This is a genomic window from uncultured Desulfovibrio sp., assembly GCF_944324935.1.
Taxonomy (GTDB): domain Bacteria; phylum Desulfobacterota; class Desulfovibrionia; order Desulfovibrionales; family Desulfovibrionaceae; genus Desulfovibrio.
The window spans coordinates 132557-152170 of sequence record NZ_CALUYG010000001.1; the positions used below are offsets into that span (position 1 = coordinate 132557).

The 19614-nt window shown below is 65.5% G+C and carries 17 protein-coding genes; 10 read left to right on the forward strand and 7 right to left on the reverse strand.

The annotated features are described in order from the left end of the window. Window positions 1-433: 433 nt before the first annotated feature. The 3 genes from Q0J54_RS00620 to Q0J54_RS00630 all read right to left on the reverse strand — a co-directional run bounded on the left by Q0J54_RS00620 (window position 434) and on the right by Q0J54_RS00630 (window position 6244). Window positions 434-2461, reverse strand: coding sequence for a methyl-accepting chemotaxis protein (locus Q0J54_RS00620; RefSeq protein ID WP_296303344.1), 2028 nt, complete (start codon window positions 2459-2461; stop codon window positions 434-436). Window positions 2462-2736: 275 nt separating this feature from the next. Then, entirely contained in the window at window positions 2737-3582 is an 846-nt protein-coding gene (locus Q0J54_RS00625; protein WP_296303345.1) for a hypothetical protein, read from the reverse strand. Continuing rightward, window positions 3575-6244 carry a valine--tRNA ligase gene (locus Q0J54_RS00630; protein WP_296303346.1) on the reverse strand — a complete coding sequence of 890 codons (2670 nt, stop codon included), beginning with the start codon at window positions 6242-6244 and terminating at the stop codon, window positions 3575-3577. The genes Q0J54_RS00625 and Q0J54_RS00630 overlap by 8 nt, the downstream gene beginning before the upstream one ends. A gap of 38 nt (window positions 6245-6282) precedes the next feature. Between Q0J54_RS00630 and Q0J54_RS00635 the strand changes: the two genes are divergently transcribed. From Q0J54_RS00635 to tyrS, 5 genes are all read left to right on the forward strand, one after another. Further along, window positions 6283-7755 (forward strand): hypothetical protein, encoded by a 1473-nt coding sequence (locus tag Q0J54_RS00635; RefSeq protein WP_296303347.1) that lies wholly within the window; start codon window positions 6283-6285, stop codon window positions 7753-7755. 41 nt (window positions 7756-7796) lie between these two features. Next, on the forward strand, window positions 7797-8435 hold the full coding sequence (thiF, locus tag Q0J54_RS00640) for a sulfur carrier protein ThiS adenylyltransferase ThiF (protein WP_296303367.1): 639 nt from the start codon (window positions 7797-7799) through the stop codon (window positions 8433-8435). 28 nt (window positions 8436-8463) lie between these two features. After that, a complete protein-coding gene (locus Q0J54_RS00645; protein WP_296303348.1) occupies window positions 8464-9249 on the forward strand; it encodes a YkgJ family cysteine cluster protein in 786 nt (261 codons plus the stop codon). 197 nt (window positions 9250-9446) lie between these two features. Continuing rightward, window positions 9447-9698 (forward strand): hypothetical protein, encoded by a 252-nt coding sequence (locus Q0J54_RS00650; RefSeq protein ID WP_296303349.1) that lies wholly within the window; start codon window positions 9447-9449, stop codon window positions 9696-9698. A gap of 148 nt (window positions 9699-9846) precedes the next feature. Further along, window positions 9847-11046 carry a tyrosine--tRNA ligase gene (gene tyrS / locus Q0J54_RS00655; protein ID WP_296303350.1) on the forward strand — a complete coding sequence of 400 codons (1200 nt, stop codon included), beginning with the start codon at window positions 9847-9849 and terminating at the stop codon, window positions 11044-11046. A 252-nt stretch (window positions 11047-11298) separates the two neighbouring features. Here the strand turns inward: tyrS and amrA are convergent, their stop codons facing one another. The 4 genes from amrA to dsrA all read right to left on the reverse strand — a co-directional run bounded on the left by amrA (window position 11299) and on the right by dsrA (window position 14922). Then, window positions 11299-11931, reverse strand: coding sequence for an AmmeMemoRadiSam system protein A (amrA, locus tag Q0J54_RS00660; protein WP_296303351.1), 633 nt, complete (start codon window positions 11929-11931; stop codon window positions 11299-11301). 222 nt (window positions 11932-12153) lie between these two features. Beyond that, window positions 12154-12387 (reverse strand): dissimilatory sulfite reductase D family protein, encoded by a 234-nt coding sequence (locus Q0J54_RS00665; protein WP_296303352.1) that lies wholly within the window; start codon window positions 12385-12387, stop codon window positions 12154-12156. 57 nt (window positions 12388-12444) lie between these two features. Then, window positions 12445-13590, reverse strand: a complete 1146-nt coding sequence (gene dsrB, locus Q0J54_RS00670; protein WP_296303353.1) for a dissimilatory-type sulfite reductase subunit beta — start codon at window positions 13588-13590, stop codon at window positions 12445-12447. Between the two features lie 18 nt (window positions 13591-13608). Continuing rightward, on the reverse strand, window positions 13609-14922 hold the full coding sequence (gene dsrA, locus Q0J54_RS00675; protein WP_296303354.1) for a dissimilatory-type sulfite reductase subunit alpha: 1314 nt from the start codon (window positions 14920-14922) through the stop codon (window positions 13609-13611). A 415-nt stretch (window positions 14923-15337) separates the two neighbouring features. Between dsrA and Q0J54_RS00680 the strand changes: the two genes are divergently transcribed. Genes Q0J54_RS00680 through Q0J54_RS00700 form a run of 5 tightly spaced genes read left to right on the forward strand, consistent with a single transcriptional unit; the run spans window position 15338 to window position 19460 of the window. After that, window positions 15338-15607, forward strand: a complete 270-nt coding sequence (locus Q0J54_RS00680) for a hypothetical protein (protein WP_296303355.1) — start codon at window positions 15338-15340, stop codon at window positions 15605-15607. After that, on the forward strand, window positions 15604-16446 hold the full coding sequence (locus Q0J54_RS00685) for a hypothetical protein (protein WP_296303356.1): 843 nt from the start codon (window positions 15604-15606) through the stop codon (window positions 16444-16446). Before Q0J54_RS00680 ends, Q0J54_RS00685 begins: the two co-directional genes overlap by 4 nt. After that, on the forward strand, window positions 16443-17156 hold the full coding sequence (locus Q0J54_RS00690) for a septal ring lytic transglycosylase RlpA family protein (protein ID WP_296303357.1): 714 nt from the start codon (window positions 16443-16445) through the stop codon (window positions 17154-17156). The genes Q0J54_RS00685 and Q0J54_RS00690 overlap by 4 nt, the downstream gene beginning before the upstream one ends. A gap of 46 nt (window positions 17157-17202) precedes the next feature. Then, window positions 17203-17916: a hypothetical protein gene (locus Q0J54_RS00695; RefSeq protein WP_296303358.1), complete on the forward strand. Its 714-nt coding sequence runs from the start codon at window positions 17203-17205 to the stop codon at window positions 17914-17916. Next, window positions 17913-19460, forward strand: coding sequence for a GH3 auxin-responsive promoter family protein (locus tag Q0J54_RS00700; RefSeq protein WP_296303359.1), 1548 nt, complete (start codon window positions 17913-17915; stop codon window positions 19458-19460). The genes Q0J54_RS00695 and Q0J54_RS00700 overlap by 4 nt, the downstream gene beginning before the upstream one ends. The last annotated feature ends 154 nt before the right edge of the window (window positions 19461-19614 follow it).

Here is a 19614-nt window from a genome sequence, read left to right on the forward strand (position 1 = left end):
CCGCGTGTCGCCTGCCCGGCGATATGATATGTCGCGGGCTGCGGCCATCGTCCGTGCCCGGCCGGTTTGTTTCGTCGGAAGGTGTCGATGCGGGCGCTTCGCGCATCTCGCGCCGGCTCCTTCCGGCGTGCGCCGGCCAGGTGTCCCGCTGATTCTGAAAAGCCCCCGCTCGCCATGCGAACGGGGGCTTTTGGCTGCCCTGCGGCACGAATTTCGCGGTCACGGCCTCCGGCCACCATGCGGACAGCGTTCACAACGGCCCTGCGGGTCGCCCAAGCCCCTTATCCCTTCCCCAGCGTGTTTTTGCCAGGGGAAGGTCAGGAGCGCGAGGCAGTCCCGCCCGCAAGGGCAAGCAGAGCGTGTTCGGCGCAGGTGTCTTATGTAAGGCGCGGCCTTCTCCCCCCAGCAAGGCGGTGAAAAGCGGTGACAGGGGCTAGCTGTTCTTCAGATCCTCAACGATGCGGCTCAGGTTCTGGGTCTGGGTGTTCAGGCTTTCCACAGCGGCGGCGGCCGTGCTCATGGCATGGGCAAGCTCATCGGCCCGGCGGTTGACCTCGCTGATGGAGCGGTTGATCTCCTCGCTGGCGGCGGATTGCTGTTCGCTGGCGGCGGCAATGGCCCGCACCTGGTCCGAGGAGGTCTCGATGAGCTGGAAGATATCCTTGAGCGCCGCGCCGGACTGGTCGGCAAAGTCCGTGGCCTGACTGATGTTCTCCACGGCAAGATCCACCTGCTTCATGCTCTTGCCGGCGCTTTCCTGGATGGCATGGATGGCCGTGGCCACATCCGTGGTGGAGTTCATGGTCTTTTCGGCCAGCTTGCGTACCTCATCCGCCACCACGGCGAAGCCGCGCCCGGCTTCCCCGGCACGGGCCGCCTCGATGGCGGCATTGAGAGCCAGCAGGTTCGTCTGATCGGCAATATCGGAAATGACGCTCATAATCTGATTGATGGCCTGGGCCTGTTCAGCCAGCGTATTCATGTCCTGGCGCAACTGGCCGGACTGCTCCTGAACGCTCTGGATGCTCTGAACGGACTTGGCCACCACCGCCGCGCCCTCATCGGCCTTGCCGCGGGCCTCGTTGGAGACGTCGGCGGCGTTGCCCGCGCTGCGGGCCACTTCCAGCACGGTGGAATTCATCTCTTCCATGGCCGTAGCCGTTTCTCCCAGACGGGCCGAGGCCTGGCTGGCTCCCTGACTGGCATTGTCGATCTCGGCGTTCAGGCTGCGGACAGCATCGCTGACCGAGTCCACAATGCTTTCGATGCGTGCCGCGGCGGCCAGCATGCCCTCGCGACGACCGCTTTCGGCCTGCTTGCGGGCCTCTTCCGCCTCCGCCAGGGCCTTTCGGGCCTCTTCGCCGCGCGCTTCGGCCTCGCGGGTCTTGGCTTCGGCCTCGGCGGTACTCTGCTGGAGGCTGGCCACCATGCCGCGCAGGGCGTCGGCAAGCTGGCCCATATCATCGCTGCCCCGCACGTCAAGCTGGACCTGCGTATTGCCGTCGGCCACGGCCAGCGTATAGGCGGTGATCTTCTTGACCGGGCGGGCCAGACGGACGCCCAGCAGGACGGAAAGCGCCACCAGCACCACCAGCACCCCGCCGCTTACCAGGCAGGTAACGGAAATACCCTCGTTACGCAGGGCATCCAGCGTGGTCACCGGCACGCCGGCAAACCACATGCCGATGATCTGTCCCTCAGCGTTGCGCGCCGGCCAGTAGATGGAACGGAAGGGCTCGCCGAGGATGACGTTTTCCTGTATGACGGGCTGGCCCTTTTGCAGGACGGCGTCCTGGATGGACGGATTGTTCAGGCGGGTGCCGACAGCACGCTTGCCGTTGGCGACGATGCTCGTCATGACGCGGGTGTCGCCTTCAAAGAAGGTGACTTCCAGGTCGTTGATCCGCTTGAGCCAGTCGATGTGCGCGGGATTGTCCAGCGAAACGCCCAGCGCCAGCGCGCCGATCACGCTGCCGCCGCTGCGGACGGGCAAGACGGCCCCCAGCAGATGCGGCGCATCCGAGAGCGTGCAGAGTCCTACGGTCTCCGTGCCGCTGAGGGCGGCCTTGACAGCGGCCTGCTCCGCTTCGCTGCCGCCGGCCTGCTCGCTATGGCTGCGTACCAGCACCTGTCCCCGGGCATCGGTAAGGGTCAGAACATCCAGACGGGCGTCACGAGCAAAGGCGACAAGCCGGGACCGCAGCGCCGCCATGTCGCCGGCAGTCATGGCACGGTGCAGGTCGCTGTCCTCCGCCAGGGCAAGGCCGATGTTGCGGTATCGCTGCGTGGTGGCCGTATTGACGGCGTCCATGTTGCGCTGGACGCGCTCAAGGCTGTTGGTGATGGATTCCTCCAGCGGCCGCGTCATGAAGTGGATGCCGACGGCAACCGTGATGACGCAGGTCAGCAGCATGGAGCAAAAGAGACTGATAACGACCTTGAGAGTCAGGTTCAGGCGCATGGGGACCTCACACTTTTGCCGGAAAACTGGCGTTGAACAGAGGGATTTCTTTCTGTTATCGACAAAAAATAAAAAATTCATAGGGAAAACAGACAGGTTATCCTGATGATGCGGAAAAAAATGTCGAGCAGGCGCAAAATGGCGGAGGGGCCGGCGTCAGACCCGGTCAGGAGCGGGCATGCCGCGGCGGGTGCGCCGGACGCAACAACCGTCCCAAAGCCGGGGGCCTCGGGACGGTTGTTGCGCTTTTTGCGGCCTTGCGCCGGCAGGGGCGGTCAGGGGAGCGGGCAGGGCGTCAGGTAGATGGTGCGCTCTTCCTGGGTGAGCGTGACGATCTCCCGCAGGCCGTCCAGCGTGGGGCGGCCCTTGTCGGCCGTGAGCAGGTGTTGCAGTCGCGCCACCAGTCCGGCACGGCGGTCGTTTTCGTCCGCATCGCCGAGCATGGCTTCCCTGCCCAAGAGCTCCAGGGCCTTGCCGTGATGGTCGGCCAGTGTCTGATGGACGAGGAAGAGCGGCTCCAGTTCGTCGCTTTCGGCGGCGGCAAGCACCATGACCGACGTCATGTAGAGCCGTTCGATATAGATTCCGTAGAGATGCGCGCCCAGCAGGCGCAACAGGCGCTCGTCACCGGCTGCCGCGCGCACGAAGGCCGCGTATTCCTGCTTGCGGTATTTTTCCGCGATGGAACGGGCGCGCTCGCTCTGGGGCTTGTCGCGCAGGATGCGCAGCTCCTCCTTGCCGGGGCTGGGCAGTTTTTGCCGCCAGAGGGATTGCAGCAGGCGGTTTTCCCGCAGGGCGTCTTCCGGCTTGCCGAAGAAGAAGGCAAAGCTGCGGTCCGCGGCGATCATGCCGCTGAGCACGGCCCGCTGATCCTCGTCCTCGGTGGGGCAGGTCTCTTCGGAGACGGCCAGCGCGGGCTGGTGGACGAAGCCCGCTTCGCGGTAACGGGCGATGTCCCGCAGGGCCTGCGCCGGCGAGTCGTCGTCGAGCACGTCCAGCAGGGCGGTGACGATGCGCCGCGTTTCCGAGGCGGGCAGGGCGGCCCGCACGGGGGCGGCCAGCAACAAAAGGGCGACCCCGCAGAGCAGGGTCGCCGTCAGAATACGCGGATGCCTAGGCATCGCCGTCATCCCCGAGCGCTTCGCGGAAGCGTTCCCGCAGGGCCAGCAGCTTGGCGCGGTTGTCCAGCAGGGTCTCGGCCCGTTCGCGTTCCCGGGCCACCACTTCGGCCGGGGCGCGGCTGGTGAAGCTTTCATTATGCAGCTTGGCCTGTACGCCGGCCACGTCCTTTTCCAGCTTGGCCAGTTCCTTGTCCAGGCGGGCCAGCTCGCCGTTGAGGTCCACCGCGCCCTTGAGCGGCACGATGACCTGACACCCGCAGACCACGGAGGAGGCCGACGCCCTGGGCGCGGTGAGGTCCGTGCCGATGGCGAGGCTTTCCAGCCGGGCGAGGGGGAAGATCATGCCCTGGCTGGCTTCCAGCAGGGCGGCCTGTGCGTCGTCGGCGGGATGCAGCAGCAGGCTCACCTTGTGGGCCGGGCTGATGTTGAGCTCGGCCTTGATGGTGCGTACGGCCACGATGACGCCCTGGATGAGCTCCATGCGGGCGGCCTCGTCGGGACGGACGCAGGCCGGACGGGCGGCGGGCCAGGGCTCCAGCGCGATGTCCGTGGCCGTCTGGCCGGCGGGCACGGGCAGGGCATGCCAGATCTCCGCCGTCACGAAGGGGATGATGGGATGGAGCAGGAGCAGCAGCTCGCGCAGCACCGTCCAGAGCACATACTGGGCCACGGGTTTGCGCGCTTCGTCCTGCATGTCGGGCTTGATGAGCTCCAGATACCAGTCGCAGAACTCGTTCCAGAGGAACTTGTAGCCGGTCTGGGCGGCGTCGTTGAAGCGGTATTCCTCCAGTGCCGCGTCCATCTCCTGCTTGACGGCCTCAAGGCGGTGCAGGATCCACTGATGGTGCAGGCCCTCCACCGTGCCCAGGTCCACCGGGGCGGGAGCCGTTTCCGGCAGGTTCATCAGGGCGAAGCGGGCCGCGTTCCAGATCTTGTTGATGAAGTGGCGGTAGCCCTCGATGCGGGCCTCGGAAAGACGGATGTCCCGGCCCATGGCCGCGAAGGCGGTGAGGGTGAAGCGCAGGGCGTCACAGCCGTACTTGTCGATCATCTCCAGCGGGTCGATGACGTTGCCCGTGGACTTGGACATCTTGCGGCCCGACTCGTCCCGCACCAGCGCGTGCAGATAGACGTCATGGAAGGGGACCTGCCCCATGAAGTGCTGGCCCATCATCATCATGCGGGCCACCCAGAAGAAGATGATGTCGAAGCCGGTCACCAGCACGCTGGTGGGATACCAGCGGGCGAGGTCCTTCGTCTTTTCCGGCCAGCCCATTGTGGAGAAGGGCCAGAGCGCGGAGGAGAACCAGGTGTCCAGCACGTCCTCATCCTGCCTGAGGTCGCTGCCGCCGCACCGCGGGCAGGCCGTCGGGTCCTCTTCGCTCACGATGAGCCTGCCGCACTGGGCGCAGGTCCAGGCGGGGATGCGGTGGCCCCACCAGATCTGGCGGCTGATGCACCAGTCACGGATATTGTCCAGCCAGCGGTAATAGGTCTTGGCCCAGGACTCGGGCAGGATGCGCGTCAGCTCCGGCACGGCGGCGCGGGCGGCCGGGGCCATTTTGGTGGTGGCCACGAACCACTGGGTGGAGACGTGCGGTTCCACGACAGTATGGCAGCGGTAGCAGTGGCCCACGGCATGGTCCAGCTCTTCCACGTCCAGCAGGTCGCCGGCGGCCTCGATGTCGGCCACGATCTTTTCGCGGCAGGCTTCCTTGGTCAGGCCCGCATACGGCCCGGCCTCGGCCTTCATGACGCCGTTCTCGTCGATGACCTGCAAAAATTCCAGCTTGTGCGTGCGGCCCAGCGCCCAGTCGTTGTGGTCGTGGCAGGGCGTGACCTTGAGGGCGCCGGTGCCGAACTCCCGGTCCACATAGCTGTCCGCGATGATGGGGATATGGCGGCCCAGCACGGGCACGATGGCCGACTTGCCCACCAGGTGGGCGTAGCGTTCGTCCTCGGGATGCACGCAAATGGCGGTGTCGCCGGGGATGGTCTCCGGGCGGGTGGTGGCGATGACGATCTCGCCGCTGCCGTCCGCAAGGTGATAGCGCACCTTCCAGAGCTTGCCCCGGTGCGGTTCGTGCTCCACCTCGTCATCGGCCAGCGCCGTATGGCAGCGCGAGCACCAGTTGATGATGTAGTCGCCCTTATAGATCAGCCCCTCATTGAAGAGCTGCACGAAGACCTTGCGTACGGCGCGGGAAAGCCCCTCGTCCATGGTGAAGCGCAGGCGCGTCCAGTCCACGGAGGCCCCGAGGGCGCGGATCTGGTTGAGGATGCGGTGGCCGTAATCTTCCCGCCACTGCCAGACGCGTTCGATGAAGGCCTCGCGGCCGAGGTCCTGCCGGGTCTTCCCCTCCCTGGCAAGGGCGCGCTCCACCACGTTCTGGGTGGCGATGCCCGCATGGTCCGTGCCCGGGACCCAGAGGACGTTCTTCCCCTTCTGGCGGGCATGGCGGCAGAGCACGTCGATGAGCGTCTGGTTCAGGGCATGGCCGATGTGCAGCGCGCCGGTGACGTTGGGCGGCGGGATGACGATGCAATACGGATCACCCGGCGCGTCGGGGTCGGGCGTGAAGGTCTTGTTGTCCTGCCAGTGGGCGCGCCAGCGCTCTTCCACATCACGGGGCTCGTAGCCCTTGGGGAGGGTGTCAGCCATCTTGCTTTCTCCATGAAAGGCGGCAATACTGTCTTGTTATGCAGGTCACGCAACCCACGATACTCGTCCTCTGGGACGATTCCCACATCTGGGGTCTCATGGTCTGGCGCGCTCTTCGCGCGCTGGGCCTGCCCTCTCGTCTGGTCAAGGGAAAAGACATAGCTAATGGCGGCCTTTTAGGCAAGCCGCAGGAGGGCGTCGACGCCGCGCCGCTGCTCATGGCCCCGGGGGGGAACGCCCGGCTCAAGGCGCAGGCCCTGGGCGAGGCGGGCCGCGAGGCCGTGCGCCGCTGGCTGCGCGAGGGCGGGCGCTATCTGGGCTTTTGCGGCGGGGCCGGGCTGGCCCTCAGCCATGCGCGGCCAAGTGACGGCCTGCATATCTGCCCGTGGTCGCGCGGGAGCTATCCCGAACGGCAGCAGCATCTTATTTCCGGGCATGCGCTGGTGCGCGTGCGCTCCTGCCTGCCGGACGAGGACGATGCCCGCTCCGCTGTGCCGGCCGGCGCATCCGCCGTCACGGCCGCCGCTCCCGATCCCCTGCGCCCGCCGCTGGGCGACGAGGCCTGCGCGCTGGTGCCGCCCTGCTGGCGCGGCTGCACGCGGGCCGGCATGCCCGGACGCTGCGGTCGCGACCCCGCGCCGCAGGCCGCCGCGCACAGGCCCTCCCTGCCGGTCTGGTGGCCGGGCCGTTTCGCGCCCGCGCCGGGCGAAGGCGTGAGCGTGCTGGCCGGCTATCACAGCCCGGACAAGGATTTCTGGCTGGCGGACCTGCCGCTCCAGCGCATCCCGCCCCATGTGCTCGAGGCCTGGCAGGTCCTGTACGGCGTCGATCTCTCCGCGGACTTTTTGACGGATCAGCCGCTCATGGCCGCGGGCAACTATGGGCGGGGCCGCTACGTCCTCAGCTATTCGCATCTGGAGACGCCGGACAGCCCGGACGCCAACCGCTGGCTGGCGCACCTGCTGCGCGAACTGGCCGGGCGGGAGCCGCGGTCGGAAACCGTGCCCGCCTGGGACATGGATGCTCCGGCCGAGGCCGCCCACTGGCCAGCAGCCGCCCGCGCCCCCCTGCGGGAGGCGCTGCGCTGCGTCCGCGAGGTGCTCGATCTGGCGGCGGAGCATCATCTGTTCTTCCGGCGTACGCCCTGGCTCTGGGGCTGGAAGGCGGGCCTGCCCGGTGGGACCTGCAACAATCTGCATACGGCCCTCCATTCGCTGGCCTCGCTTGCGCCATCGCCGCAGGCGCTGGCCTTCTGGGAGGGATGCGGGCAGCGCCTGACGGATCTTGCGCGTCTGTTCCGGGCCGGGGCCGAAGGTTATCTGCTGGCCTGCCGTCTGGCCGAGGCCCTCGCCCCCACCGTGCCGGACGCCGTGGACAGACGCGGCCTCGACAATCAGCGGGAGGCCATCTTCGGCCATCCCATGCGGGGCGGCGGTCTCATCGAAGAGCTGCTGCTCATGGTCGAGGAACTCATCTTTCTTTCGCAGGGCGTGGAGCAGCCCGCCTTCTGAAGACGGTCGCCCCCGCCCGGATGTTGCAAGGGAGCTCAATGATGACGGATAACCTGTTGCGGCGCGGCCTTGCCCGCTACCTTGCGCCCGCCCAGCTCGCGCGACTGCGGTCCGTGCGCGTGGGCATAGCCGGCGCGGGGGGCCTGGGCTCCAATGCCGCGCTGATGCTGGCCCGCAGCGGCGTGGAGCATTTTTTGCTCATCGACGATGACGTGGTGGATGCCTCCAACCTCAACCGGCAGCAGTTCTGGCCGCGTCATGTGGGGCGGCCCAAGGTGGCCTGTCTGGCCGAGCTTTTGCGCGAGCTCAATCCGGCCGTCACGGCGGACTGCCGTCAGGAGCGGATCACGGCGGCCAGTCTGCCGTCGCTGCTGCCGGCGTGTCCGCTCTGGGTCGAGGCGCTGGACGGCGCGGCGGACAAACGGCTGCTGGTCGAGCACGCCATGCTCGGCGGTCGCCATGTGGTGAGCGCCTCCGGCATGGGCGGCTACAATGGCGCGCCCATGCAAAAGCGCGCCCTGGGCAGTCTGACCCTGGTGGGGGACTTCACCACCGACATCCTTGAGGCGCCGCCCCTGGCCCCGCGTGTGACCGAGGCCGCCGCCCTGCTGGCCGACGCGGCCCTGACCTGCATTCTTGATGTTCTGCCCGACGAGGCTTTCGGTTCCGCCGTCCGCTGAGACGGACCATGCCTTGCAAGGAGATGCCATGAGCGATGAATTTTCCCCTTCCGCCGACGGCGCGTCCCCTCTGCCCGACGGGCTTGAGGAGCTGGCCCCGGACAGTACGTTCCATTTTTCCTGCCATCCCGGCGTGCCCTGCTTCAATCGCTGTTGTCACGACCTGGCCCTGCCGCTCACCCCTTACGACGTCATGGGGTTGTGCCGCTTCCTCGGCATGGACGGCGAGAGCTTTCTGGAGCGCTACGCCACGGTGCGCACTTTCCCTGATACGGGTTTTCCCCTGCCCTTCCTCAATATGGACGATGTGGAGACGCTGCCCTGTCCCTTCGTGGGCCCGGAGGGCTGCGCGGTCTATGCCGCACGGCCCGCGGCCTGCCGCAGCTATCCGCTGGGCCGGGGCAGTCGTCTGGGCCGGCAGGGCGTGGAGGAGCGGCACTTCCTGGTGCGGGAGCCGCATTGCCGCGGCTTCGCCGGCACGCAGGAATGGACGCCGCAGCGCTGGCAGGAAGACCAGGGGCTGCCGCCTTATAATGCCTTCAATGACCGCTACATGCGGCTGATGAGCATGGTGGGCGCCACAGGCAAGCCGCTGGAACCGCAGCTGGCCACACTGGCTCTGCTCTGCCTGTATCAGCTCGACGCCTTCCGGGCGCTCATCGAGGAAAAGAAGCTCTTCGAGCATGTGGAGATCTCCCCTCAGCGGGCGGAGGATGTGCTCTTTGCTGACGAGGCCACTCTGGACTTCGGGCTGGACTGGCTGGAGCTCGTCATCTTCGGCCGCTGCCCGGGGCTGTCCGCCCGGGGGCGGTGAGCCGAGGCCCGTTGTCCGGCACAAACGGGAAAAAACTGCCTTTGGCGGGGGCGATGCCCGCGATTTTTCCGGTGAGGGAGGGGGGCAGCCGCGTCCCTCACCGGAGTTTTTCTTTTGGCATCCTTTTTGCTGCATTCTGGGCAACCGTCTTTGACTGGAAAAAACAGCCGCCCAGGCGCAAACAAAGGATGTGGATCATGGAAGTCTCCGGCATTACCGTCAGTCCCAATTATATTTTCCAGCTGCCTGAAACGGATGATGAAGGTTCGGCCCCTGCGGCCATGCGCGACGCCGTCAGCTTCTCCTCTCCGTATCTGCTCCCCGACGAGGAAGCCGACATGGTGCTGGACGACACCATCAACCTCATCGGCGCCGACTACATGGCGGCCGTTGCCGTGCACGGCGGACTCAACGAGAATCGCGTCCATCAGCTGCTCGGTCTGATGTAGAGAAGGGGCCCGCGCAGCGGCGCGGCGCCCTTTTCTTCACCGCGCTCCTCCTGTTGTCGTTTGACAGTCGCGGCAGGCCCGACGTATGGTCATGGCGCTGTTGCGCCCGGAACGGGACGGCGGCAGGACTCTACCTCAGGAGAAATCGATGCTGGATATTGATCGGCAGATGGCCGTCATCAAGCGCGGTGTGGCCGAGCTCGTCGACGAAAAAGAGCTGCGGAAGAAATTGGAACGTGGTACGCCCCTGCGGGTGAAGGTCGGCTTTGACCCCACAGCGCCTGATCTGCACTTCGGGCACACGGTGGTCATGCACAAGATGCGGCACTTTCAGGAGCTGGGGCATACCGTCATCTTCCTCATCGGGGATTTCACGGGCCGCATCGGCGACCCCTCCGGTCGTTCGGAGACGCGCCCCCCGCTGACGGAAGAGCAGGTGGCGGCCAACGCCGAGACTTACAAGAAGCAGCTCTTCAAGATCCTTGATCCCGAAAAGACGCTGGTGGAGTTCAACTCCCACTGGCTGGGCAAGATGGGCGCGGCGGACTTCATCCGCCTCTGCTCGCGCTACACCGTGGCCCGCATGATGGAACGCGACGACTTCGAGAAGCGTTACCGCGAGCAGCGCCCCATTTCCATCCACGAATTTCTCTACCCCCTCTGCCAGGGCTATGATTCCGTGGCGCTCAAGACCGATGTGGAGATGGGCGGCACGGACCAGAAGTTCAACCTGCTGGTGGGCCGCACGCTTCAGGCCCAGTACGGCATGGAGAGCCAGTGCATCCTGACGCTGCCGCTGCTGGAAGGTCTGGACGGCGTACGCAAGATGTCCAAGAGCTACGGCAACTACATCGGCATCGACGAGCCGCCGTCGGAGATGTTCGGCAAGGTCATGGCCGTTTCCGACGAGCTCATGTGGCGCTACTACGAGCTGCTGTCGTCGCTCTCCCTGGAAGAGATCGCCGCCCTCAAGGCCGATGTGGCCGAAGGCCGGGTGCATCCCAAGGCCGCCAAGGAACAGCTCGCCTGTGAGATGGTGAGCCGCTATCACAGCCCGGCGGCGGCGGAAGAGGCCCGCATGGGCTTCAATGCCGTCTTCGCCGGCGGCGGCGTGCCCGATGACGCCCCGACCCATACCTGCGCCCACGGCGAGGACAGCACCCCCCCGGCCTTCCTGGAAGCCGCCGGGCTGGTCAAGAGCCGTGGCGAGGCCAAGCGCCTCATCAAGGAAGGCGCGCTCTCCGTGGACGGCGCTCGCTGCGATGACGCCCTGTCCGCCCTTGCCCCCGGCGAGTATGTGATCAAACTCGGCAAGAAGCGCTTTCTGCGCCTGACGGTCACGGCGTAAGGCCGTCACCCGGATGAAAATCTTGCAGCGCCGCCGTCCTCGGGAGAGGGCGACGGCGCTGTTTGTCTGCTGGCGGGGCAGCGCTCGGGAGGTCGCCTTGCGGGCTTGCTGGCCGCGGCTTGTTTGCGCGCTGTCCGCTTTGCGTTTTTTTCGTCTGGCGGCGAGACGGTGCGCGTGCCGTGCGCCCCGCAAGGGCTGCGTATGTCACGGCAAGGTGAAAACGCTCCGGCATTTGCGGCGGGGCTGGCCCCTTTACGGCCGGTCAGCCGGCTCTGGCGCGCCGTTGGGGGCCTGTGCCGGTTCCGCTGCCGGCTTCGGCGCGTTTTCGCGCGGCACATCGAAGGAAAACGTCTCGTACCAGTAAAGGTGGGCGCGTTCATTGCGCCAGCTTTTGGAAGGCAGCCCGGCCTTGAGGCAGAGGTTTTCCAGATAGGCCTGTTTGTTCCAGCCCTGCTCCACGGGCACTTCCGGCAAAAAAACGCCGCTGCTGCCGTCCAGTTCCAGCAAAAGCCCGTGTCTGCCGATCTCGATCTGATCGATGGACGGGCAGGGGCTGAGCGGGCCCAGGACGGAAATATGGATGTCAATCTGTTCGAATTCCTCGGGGCGCAGCGGCGGGAAGCGCAAGTCCGCGAAGGCGGCCGCGCGGGCCATGCGCCAGACGTTGCGAAAGAGTGGCTCATGCCCGATCATAGTGCCGATGCAGCCCCGCAGACGCCCCTTGATCTTGAGCGTCACGAAGGACCCAAGCGACTTTGCCAGCGTGCTCTGGGCCAGTTTGGGCGGCAGGGCGGGGGGCTGTCTCCTGTCTTCCCCGGCAAGCTGCGTCTTGATGGCGAGCTGTGCGCACATCCCCAGTAGTCTCTGTTCAACATCCGTCAGCATGGTTGTTCTCCTTGTGCGGCGATGTCGGGAGCGGGCGGAGCTCCCGGGGGGACGCGCGGCCCGGATGGCAGGCGGAGCCTGTCGCGTCATCGGGCATTGCCCGGAGGCGGATGCTCCGGCTGGTACGCCTCTCAAAAAGAAATGCCACAACTTGCGTTGCGGCAATTCTTGTAAGAGGTCGAGAGGTCCGCGGCATTGCGGGCAATGCGCGCAGGCGGCCGACTAGTCTTCGCCTTCGGCGTGGGACTGCTTGCCGGCGCCCTTGAGACCGTACATGGTGGTGGAACCGGAGGACCAGAATTCCAGCACTTCTTCATTGACCAGCTGGGTGAGCAGCTTTTTCACTTCCCGGGGACCCTTGTCGGGGAAGAGGTCCGTGAAGTCCTTGAAGTAGAACTTGGACTTGGCGGCGGACTTGCTCTTGAGGAAGTCGATGATCACGTCTTTGTCAGCCATTTCAGTCTCCTGTCCCGGCGGCGCGCTGTGCGCCGCCGGGGTTGAATCGAACCTGGACTAGAACTTGAACTGGGTGCTCTGACGCCAGGTGTAATAGGCGGGATCGCGGAAGTCGTCGATGAGGTGGTGGGTGAACTTCAGACCGGTAAGCTTGAAGAAGGATTCCCAGCCGATGCGGTTGGCCCAGTCGCCCAGACGCTCGTACTTGTTGGCGTTGGCGGCGTAGACGTCAAGGATGTGCTTGACGGTCTTGGTAAGGGTGGGCCAGCGCGGCGGTTCGTTGGGAATGTAGCCCACGACCACCTTGGAGAACTTGGGCATGGTGATACGGTTGGACACCTTGCCGCCGACCATGATGGCAATGCCGTCGCCTTCGCCGTCGGAGATGGGCAGGGCCGGGCACATGGTGTAGCAGTTGCCGCAGTACATGCAGCGGTCCTGCTTGATGGCCACGGAGTTCACCTTTTCACCGTTGTATTCCACCTTGGTGGGACGCACGGCGGCGGTGGGGCAGGCGGCCACGGCCAGCGGGATTTCGCAGAGCTTGTCGGCCCACTGATGGTCGATCATGGGCGGCTTGCGGTGGATGCCCACAAGGCCGATGTCGGAGCAGTGCACGGCGCCGCACATGTTGATGCAGCAGGCCAGGGCGATGCGCACCGGGGCGGGCAGACGCATGTTCTTGAATTCTTCGAACACGGTGTCCATCACGCATTTCACCGGGCCGGAGGCGTCGGTGGCCGGGGTGTGGCAGTGCACCCAGCCCTGGGTGTGGACCATGTTGCTCACGCCGGCGCCGGTGCCGCCCACAGGGAACTTGTAGGAGCCGCCGGCGAACTTGCGGGAGTTCAGGTCGTCGCGCAGGGCCTTCATGGTAGCTTCGTCTTCCACCATGAATTCGATGTTGTTACGCGTGGTCCAGCGCACATAGCCGCCGCAGTATTTGTCGGCGATGTCGCAGATCTCGCGGATGTTGGTGATGGACATGGTGCGGGTGCCGCCCACGCGGACGGTGTACACCTTGTCGCCGCTTTCGGCCACATGCAGCAGCACGCCGGGCTCAAGAATTTCGTGGTAGAGCCATTTGCCGAAGTTCTTTTTGATGACCGGCGGGAAGTATTCGTCGTACTTGTGGGGGCCGATGTCGGTGATGCGGCCTTCCATCGGTTTTTCGGGATTGTACCCGGAAGAAATAAAAGCCATGTTCTTCTCCCCCTTAAACTAGCGTTGATGACGGCTGCGGTAGGCAGCAAGGTCGCGATCCCAGCCACCGGGCACTTCTTCTTCCTTGAAGAAGATGTACGGATTGGAGCGGGGTTCCTTGACGTGGTAGGCGGCGGCTTCGGTGTCGGTCACTTCCAGCAGCTTCTGGAAGGACAGGCGCTTCATGGTTTCGCCCACGCGTTCGCGGTTCTTGCCTTCTTCCATCCACCAGTCCCAGATCTTTTCGATGACTTCCTTGACGTCGTCATAGGGAGCTTCACAGGAGATGAAGGGCACGAGCAGCGAACCCATCTGGGCGCCGTCCACCACCGGGGCCTTGGCGCCCACGAGGATGCTGGCGCCGCGTTCGTCGCCGATGTGCAGGGCGCGGGGCATGGTGTTGATGCAGTGCATGCAGCGCACGCAGTCGGCGGTCTTGATGGAGAGCTTGGAGCCGTCCCAGCTCATGCACTTGGAGGGGCAGAGGTCCACGACTTCCTTCTGGATGTCGAACTTGCCCCAGTCACGACCGGAGTGAGCGCCGGCGTTGGGCTTGAATTCGCCGCCCACATAGGCTTTCACGGCGTCCTGGTCGATCTTGATGTCGTCCTTCCAGGTGCCGACCACGGCGAAGTCGGAGCGGGCCATGGCACAGACGCAGCCGTTGGGGCAGCCGTCGAATTTGAACTTGAACTTGTAGGGGAAGGCCGGGCGGTGCAGCTCGTCCTGATAGTCCATGGTGAGCTGGTAGCACATGTCCTGCGTGTTGTAGCAGGCGTATTCGCAGCGGGACTGGCCGAGACAGGCTTCGGGGGTACGCAGGTTGGAGCCGGAACCGCCGAGGTCCACGTTCATCTTGTGGGTCAGTTCGTGGAAGATTTCTTCCAGCTGCGGGGTCTGGGTGCCGAGCAGCACGATGTCGCCGGTGGAGCCGTGCATGTTGGTCAGGCCGGAACCGCGCAGATCCCAGATGTCGCACAGGTCACGCAGGAATTTGCTGTGGTAGTACTTGGCGGCGGGCTGGGCCACGCGCACGGTGTGGAAGTGGGCCACGCCGGGGAACTTTTCGGGCTGGTCGCAGTAGCGGCCGATGACGCCGCCGCCGTAACCGAACACGCCCACGATGCCGCCGTGCTTCCAGTGGGTTTCCTTTTCTTCATAGGAGAGCTCAAGAACGCCGAGCAGATCTTCGGGGCAGTCGACCGGGATCTGATAGTCGAGGCCCTTCGGATTGGCGGCGCGGTTGGCCGCTTCCTGTTTGATGTCGGACACGAAGCTCGGCCAGGGGCCGCTTTCCAGCTGGTCCAACAGGGGGGTTGCATGTTTCGCCATTGCCATACCTCCACATGGTTTTTGTGTATCACGGCGTTGCGTGATGTGCCTTCATGCGTGTGCGGAACGTGTGCTCCGAAATGGCCGCGGCAGGCCCGCGGGCGCCGATTGCCATTTTTTTCACGCCGGAATCGCCCAAGGGGAACGTGTGTCGCTCCCCCATCCGCAGCCTGTGCCGGGGAAACGGGAATGCCGGTTGCGGGCGGCATTCAGGGCAACTCTTTCTCTGCCGCCTATAACGTATTTTTTCGAGGAACACAACCGCTGACCGTGTACGACTTTTTTTTCACAAAATTTTCCGGCCCGGCGCGGGGCACACTTGGCAAGCTCCGGCCTTTGAGGCTATACATGGCCTGTCGCCGCAGCCTGCGGGCGCGCGCATCGGCAGGCCAACACCGCAACAGAGGATACCCGCATGAAGGATACGCTGGGCCTTTACTATCATCCGCAGGCCGGGAATCCCGGCGTACGCGTCTATGTGCGGCGCGAGCCGGACGGCAGCGTGGCCTTCCGTCTCTGGCGGCAGGATCTGCCCGAAGCCTGGGAGCGCCACGGCTGGGTCCCGTATGACGTGCTGGAGAGCGCGTCGCGCCTCTATCAGGCGGAGCGCAATCCCGAGGCCGATCCCCTTCGTCTCTACGACATCAGGGTGGCTGAAGCGCTGCTGCAAGAGGAAGGCCGGTGAGCGAGCGCTGGCTGCTGGTCCGCAAGGCCTATTTCGTGCGGGACCTGGTGCGGGATTTCTGCACGGTCTACCTTGGCATCGAGGAGCAGAACCGCCTGTTCACCCGGGACGGTCTGGTCTCCTACGCGGCCTTGCGGGATCTGCTGGGCGAGGTCAACCGCAAGGGCGTCTTCTGGCGGCTCAAGGATACGGCGCATCATCTTTTCCGCCAGACGGCGGAGCAGCCCGCCGATGACGCCATCCTGCTCTGGCAGTACGCGGGCAGCGCCTCTCCCAGTGGGGTGGTGGTGCAGACGCCGGTGGAGGCCCTGCTGGACTGGTGCATCGGCTATGCCTTCCACGAGTGCGCCAAGCTGCGGGAAGATGCCTTCCAGCGGCAGCACTATTCCAGCCGGCTGGCCCAGCTGGCCCGGACCCCGTCGGTGACGGGGGATCTTTACGACCCGTTGCGCGAGCTGGCTTCCCAGACGCATGAAAGTTCGGCCCGTGAGCTGCATCGCATCCTCTATGTATTGCGGCATGGTCTCTTCCTGCTGACGCGCTATCTGCAGGGGCAGGGCGGCAACCGCCATCTGGCCCGCTGGCTCGCCGTGGAGGAAGAGATCGCCCGGCGGGCCTTTGGGCAATGGTACGCGGAGCTTTTGCAGGCGCTCTACGGCGATCGGCCGCAGCGCCTGTTCCGGCTGGCGGCGGAGAACCTGCTGGATGCCGGCCGCCCGGCCGAGGCCAGGCGGCTGCTGCTGTGCGCGCAGTCGCAGCACAGACTGGACGAGGAGGGCGCATCGCTGCTGCATACGCTCGACGCCGCGGACCCCAGTCAGGAGAGCCCGGCCCCATGAGGCGCGTCCTCCACGGCATCGCCCTTTTCCTTGCCGTCGTCTGCCTCTGCCAGCTTTGCGCCTGCGGTTCCTCCTCCTGGCGCAAGGGCGGCGTGCCGGGCTCCAAGCCTTATACGGTACGCGGCAAGACCTACTATCCCCTCAAGTCCGCCCACGGTTTCGTGGAAGAGGGCGTGGCCTCCTGGTACGGGCCCGGCTTCCACGGCAAGACCACGGCCAGCGGCGAACGCTTCAATCAGTACGCTCTGACGGCGGCCCACAAGATCCTGCCGCTGGATACCAAGGTGCGCGTCACCAATCTCTCCAACGGGCGCTCCCTCATCGTCCGCATCAATGACCGCGGCCCCTTTGTGGATGACCGCGTCATCGACCTTTCCAAGGCCTGCGCCCAGCGTCTGGGCGTCATCGGCGCCGGCACCGCCCGCGTCCGCATCCAGAGCCTGAGCGGCATCCCCCAGATCAGGGAGGATGGCGATGTGGTGGGCGACTACTATGTGCAGGTGGGGGCTTTCGGCGTCAAGCAGAATGCCCAGGGGCTCATCAGCAAGCTCACCGCGGCGGGCTACGCCGGGCGGCTCATTTTCGGCAGCAACAACCTCTGGAACGTGCAGGTGGGGCCGTGGCCGGATACCGCCAAGGCCAAGGTCATGCGGGAAATGCTCAAGCGGCTGTATCCTCATGCCTTTGTGGTCGGGGGCGATAACAAGTAAGATTCCGGTGAGTCCGGCTCATCGGAGAGATGCTGAAAGGACCGTCATGCCTGTCTACTCATCGCTCTTTGTGCCGATAGACGATCTGGATGCGGCGACCCGCGAGGCGATGCTGGAAATCTTTTTGCGTCACTATGCGGAAACGGACGCCGCCACGTTCCGGAAGGACTTACGGGAAAAGAACGAAGTCCAGCTCCTCCATGCCGACGGCAGTCTGGTCGGCTTCAGCACGCTGCTGCATTATTTCTTTGACTGGCAGGGGCAACGGCGGCAGATCGTCTTTTCCGGCGATACGGTGGTCAGCCGCGAGCACTGGGGTCAGCAGCGTCTGGCGGCCGACTGGCTGGCCCACATGGGGGAAAGGCTGCGCCGACAGCCGGAGACGCCGCTTTACTGGTTTCTTATCGTCAAGGGGCATCGCACCTTCCGCTATCTGGATGTCTTTGCCCGCAGCTATTTTCCCGGCAAGGAGAACGGCGACGTCGAACTGGCCCCCCTGGCCGCGGCTCTGGCCCGGCAGCGCTTCGGCGACTGTTACGACGCGGAGCGGGGGCTGCTGATCTTTCCTCCCGGACATGGCTGTCTGGCCGCCGACATTGCCGAGCCTACCGCGGCGGAATGCCGCAAGCCTGCCGTGCAGGACTTTCTGCGGCGCAATCCTTCATACCGGCGGGGGGATGAGCTTGTCTGTCTGTGCCGCCTGCATGCCGACAATCTGCAACCGCTGGCCCGGCGCTTCTTTGCCGGGAAGCGGATATGAACTCCCCCGCCGCCTGCTGGGCGAAGCTGACGCAGCTTGCCGACGCTCTGCCGCCCGCGCCCTCATCCGAACAGTGGCTCCTGAACATGCTGGAGCGCAATGCCTCGACCGAGACAGGACGTTGTTTCGGCTTTGCCTCATTGCGTTCGGCGGCCGCCTTTCAGCGTGCCGTCCCTCCCTGCGATTACGCGGCGTTCGCCACGCGGATTGAGCGCATGGCCGACGGGGAGGAGGATGTGCTCTTTTCCGGCAGGGCCGCGGCCTTCGAGCTGACCGCGGGCAGCACGGGTCTGCACGGCGATGCCGCGGCGCAGACCGCCAAACTTGTTCCCTACAGCCGTGAGAGCCTGGACGATTTCCGGCAGGCCATGCTGCCCTGGCTGGCCTCCGTGATCCGGCAGTACGCTCCGGCCGGGCGGGCATACTGGTGCGTCAGTCCGGCCATGCGCCGCCCCTGCGCCACGCGCGGCGGCATTCCCGTGGGTGTTGCCGACGGCGCCTATCTCGGGGCGGAGGCCGTCGGCCCCATTGTGTCGCTTTCCGTTGTCCCGGCGTGGGTGACGGAGCTGGAGGACCCCGCCTGCTGGCGGCTGGCGACATTGTATCATCTCGTGCGCGCTGAGGATCTGTCCTTTCTTTTTTTGTGGAGCCCCACCTTTTTTCTGACGCTGTTGCGGCTTCTGCGCGAGGAAGGGGACAGCCTGCACACGCTGCTGCGCGAAGGGGGCACGCTAGCCGGGCGGCGGCTTTCGCCGGATAGGGACGCGGCGCGGCGGCTGGCACGGTATCTGGAACATGAAGATACCCGCGTTCTCTGGCCCGGCCCGTTGCTGATCAGCGCCTGGGCCGACGGCTGGGCCGCTCCCTTTGCCGAACAGTTGCGCGCGCTGCTGCCACAGGCGGCGTTTCAGCCCAAGGGGCTTTTGTGCACGGAAGGCGTCGTTTCGATCCCCGGGCCTGACGGTCGCGCTCGCGTGGCCGAGGGCTGCGGCTTTTTGGAATTTCTGGCCGCGGACGGACGAGCGCGTGGCGGGGGCGAGCTTGTGCCCGGAGAAAGCTACTCCGTGCTGCTGACCACAAGCGGGGGGCTGTACCGCTATCAGTGCGGGGATCACGTGCAGTGTACGGGATACGCCGGAGAGCGGCCGGTCATTCGGCTGCTGGGGCGCGAGGGCATCTGCTGCGACATGGTGGGGGAAAAGCTTGTGGATGCTTTTGTGGCAGGCTGTCTTGAAGGCATCCGCGGTTTTGCCCTGCTGCAGCCCCAGCCTGACGGACGCCCGGCCTACCGTCTTCTGCTGGACGAGCGGGAATACGGGATGCGGGAGGCGCGCTTGCTGGCCCGGCGGCTGGATGCGGCACTGGGACGCAATCCGCAGTATGCTCATGCCCGGCGGCTGGCGCAGCTTGGGCCCGTGGAGGCGCTCCCCCTTCGGGAGCCGCTGGAACAATATCTGGCCTGGGCCATTGCCGGAGGAAGCGGCCGGCAGGGGATCGTCAAGATCCCCGCCTTGTGCGCCGCCAGGGATTTTCAGCCGGCATGACGTGCGGATGTTTCCCGTCCCCGGCTCTTCATGAGCGCTTCACACCATACGGTCTGTCGTTAGGGCCTGTTAACACTATTTGCAGTTTGTTTGGGGGGAAAGGAAACCCCTCCGCCAGCGCTGGAGGGGTTTCCCTTCCCCCCAAGCCCCCCAT

Bases quoted from the DNA above. Each gene is read 5' to 3' on its own strand.
- Q0J54_RS00620 (WP_296303344.1), bottom strand. From the start codon at position 2,461: ATGCGCCTGAACCTGACTCTCAAGGTCGTTATCAGTCTCTTTTGCTCC.
- Q0J54_RS00625 (WP_296303345.1), bottom strand. From the start codon at position 3,582: ATGCCTAGGCATCCGCGTATTCTGACGGCGACCCTGCTCTGCGGGGTC.
- Q0J54_RS00630 (WP_296303346.1), bottom strand. From the start codon at position 6,244: ATGGCTGACACCCTCCCCAAGGGCTACGAGCCCCGTGATGTGGAAGAG.
- Q0J54_RS00635 (WP_296303347.1), top strand. From the start codon at position 6,283: ATGCAGGTCACGCAACCCACGATACTCGTCCTCTGGGACGATTCCCAC.
- thiF (WP_296303367.1), top strand. From the start codon at position 7,797: ATGACGGATAACCTGTTGCGGCGCGGCCTTGCCCGCTACCTTGCGCCC.
- Q0J54_RS00645 (WP_296303348.1), top strand. From the start codon at position 8,464: ATGAGCGATGAATTTTCCCCTTCCGCCGACGGCGCGTCCCCTCTGCCC.
- Q0J54_RS00650 (WP_296303349.1), top strand. From the start codon at position 9,447: ATGGAAGTCTCCGGCATTACCGTCAGTCCCAATTATATTTTCCAGCTG.
- tyrS (WP_296303350.1), top strand. From the start codon at position 9,847: ATGCTGGATATTGATCGGCAGATGGCCGTCATCAAGCGCGGTGTGGCC.
- amrA (WP_296303351.1), bottom strand. From the start codon at position 11,931: ATGCTGACGGATGTTGAACAGAGACTACTGGGGATGTGCGCACAGCTC.
- Q0J54_RS00665 (WP_296303352.1), bottom strand. From the start codon at position 12,387: ATGGCTGACAAAGACGTGATCATCGACTTCCTCAAGAGCAAGTCCGCC.
- dsrB (WP_296303353.1), bottom strand. From the start codon at position 13,590: ATGGCTTTTATTTCTTCCGGGTACAATCCCGAAAAACCGATGGAAGGC.
- dsrA (WP_296303354.1), bottom strand. From the start codon at position 14,922: ATGGCGAAACATGCAACCCCCCTGTTGGACCAGCTGGAAAGCGGCCCC.
- Q0J54_RS00680 (WP_296303355.1), top strand. From the start codon at position 15,338: ATGAAGGATACGCTGGGCCTTTACTATCATCCGCAGGCCGGGAATCCC.
- Q0J54_RS00690 (WP_296303357.1), top strand. From the start codon at position 16,443: ATGAGGCGCGTCCTCCACGGCATCGCCCTTTTCCTTGCCGTCGTCTGC.
- Q0J54_RS00695 (WP_296303358.1), top strand. From the start codon at position 17,203: ATGCCTGTCTACTCATCGCTCTTTGTGCCGATAGACGATCTGGATGCG.
- Q0J54_RS00700 (WP_296303359.1), top strand. From the start codon at position 17,913: ATGAACTCCCCCGCCGCCTGCTGGGCGAAGCTGACGCAGCTTGCCGAC.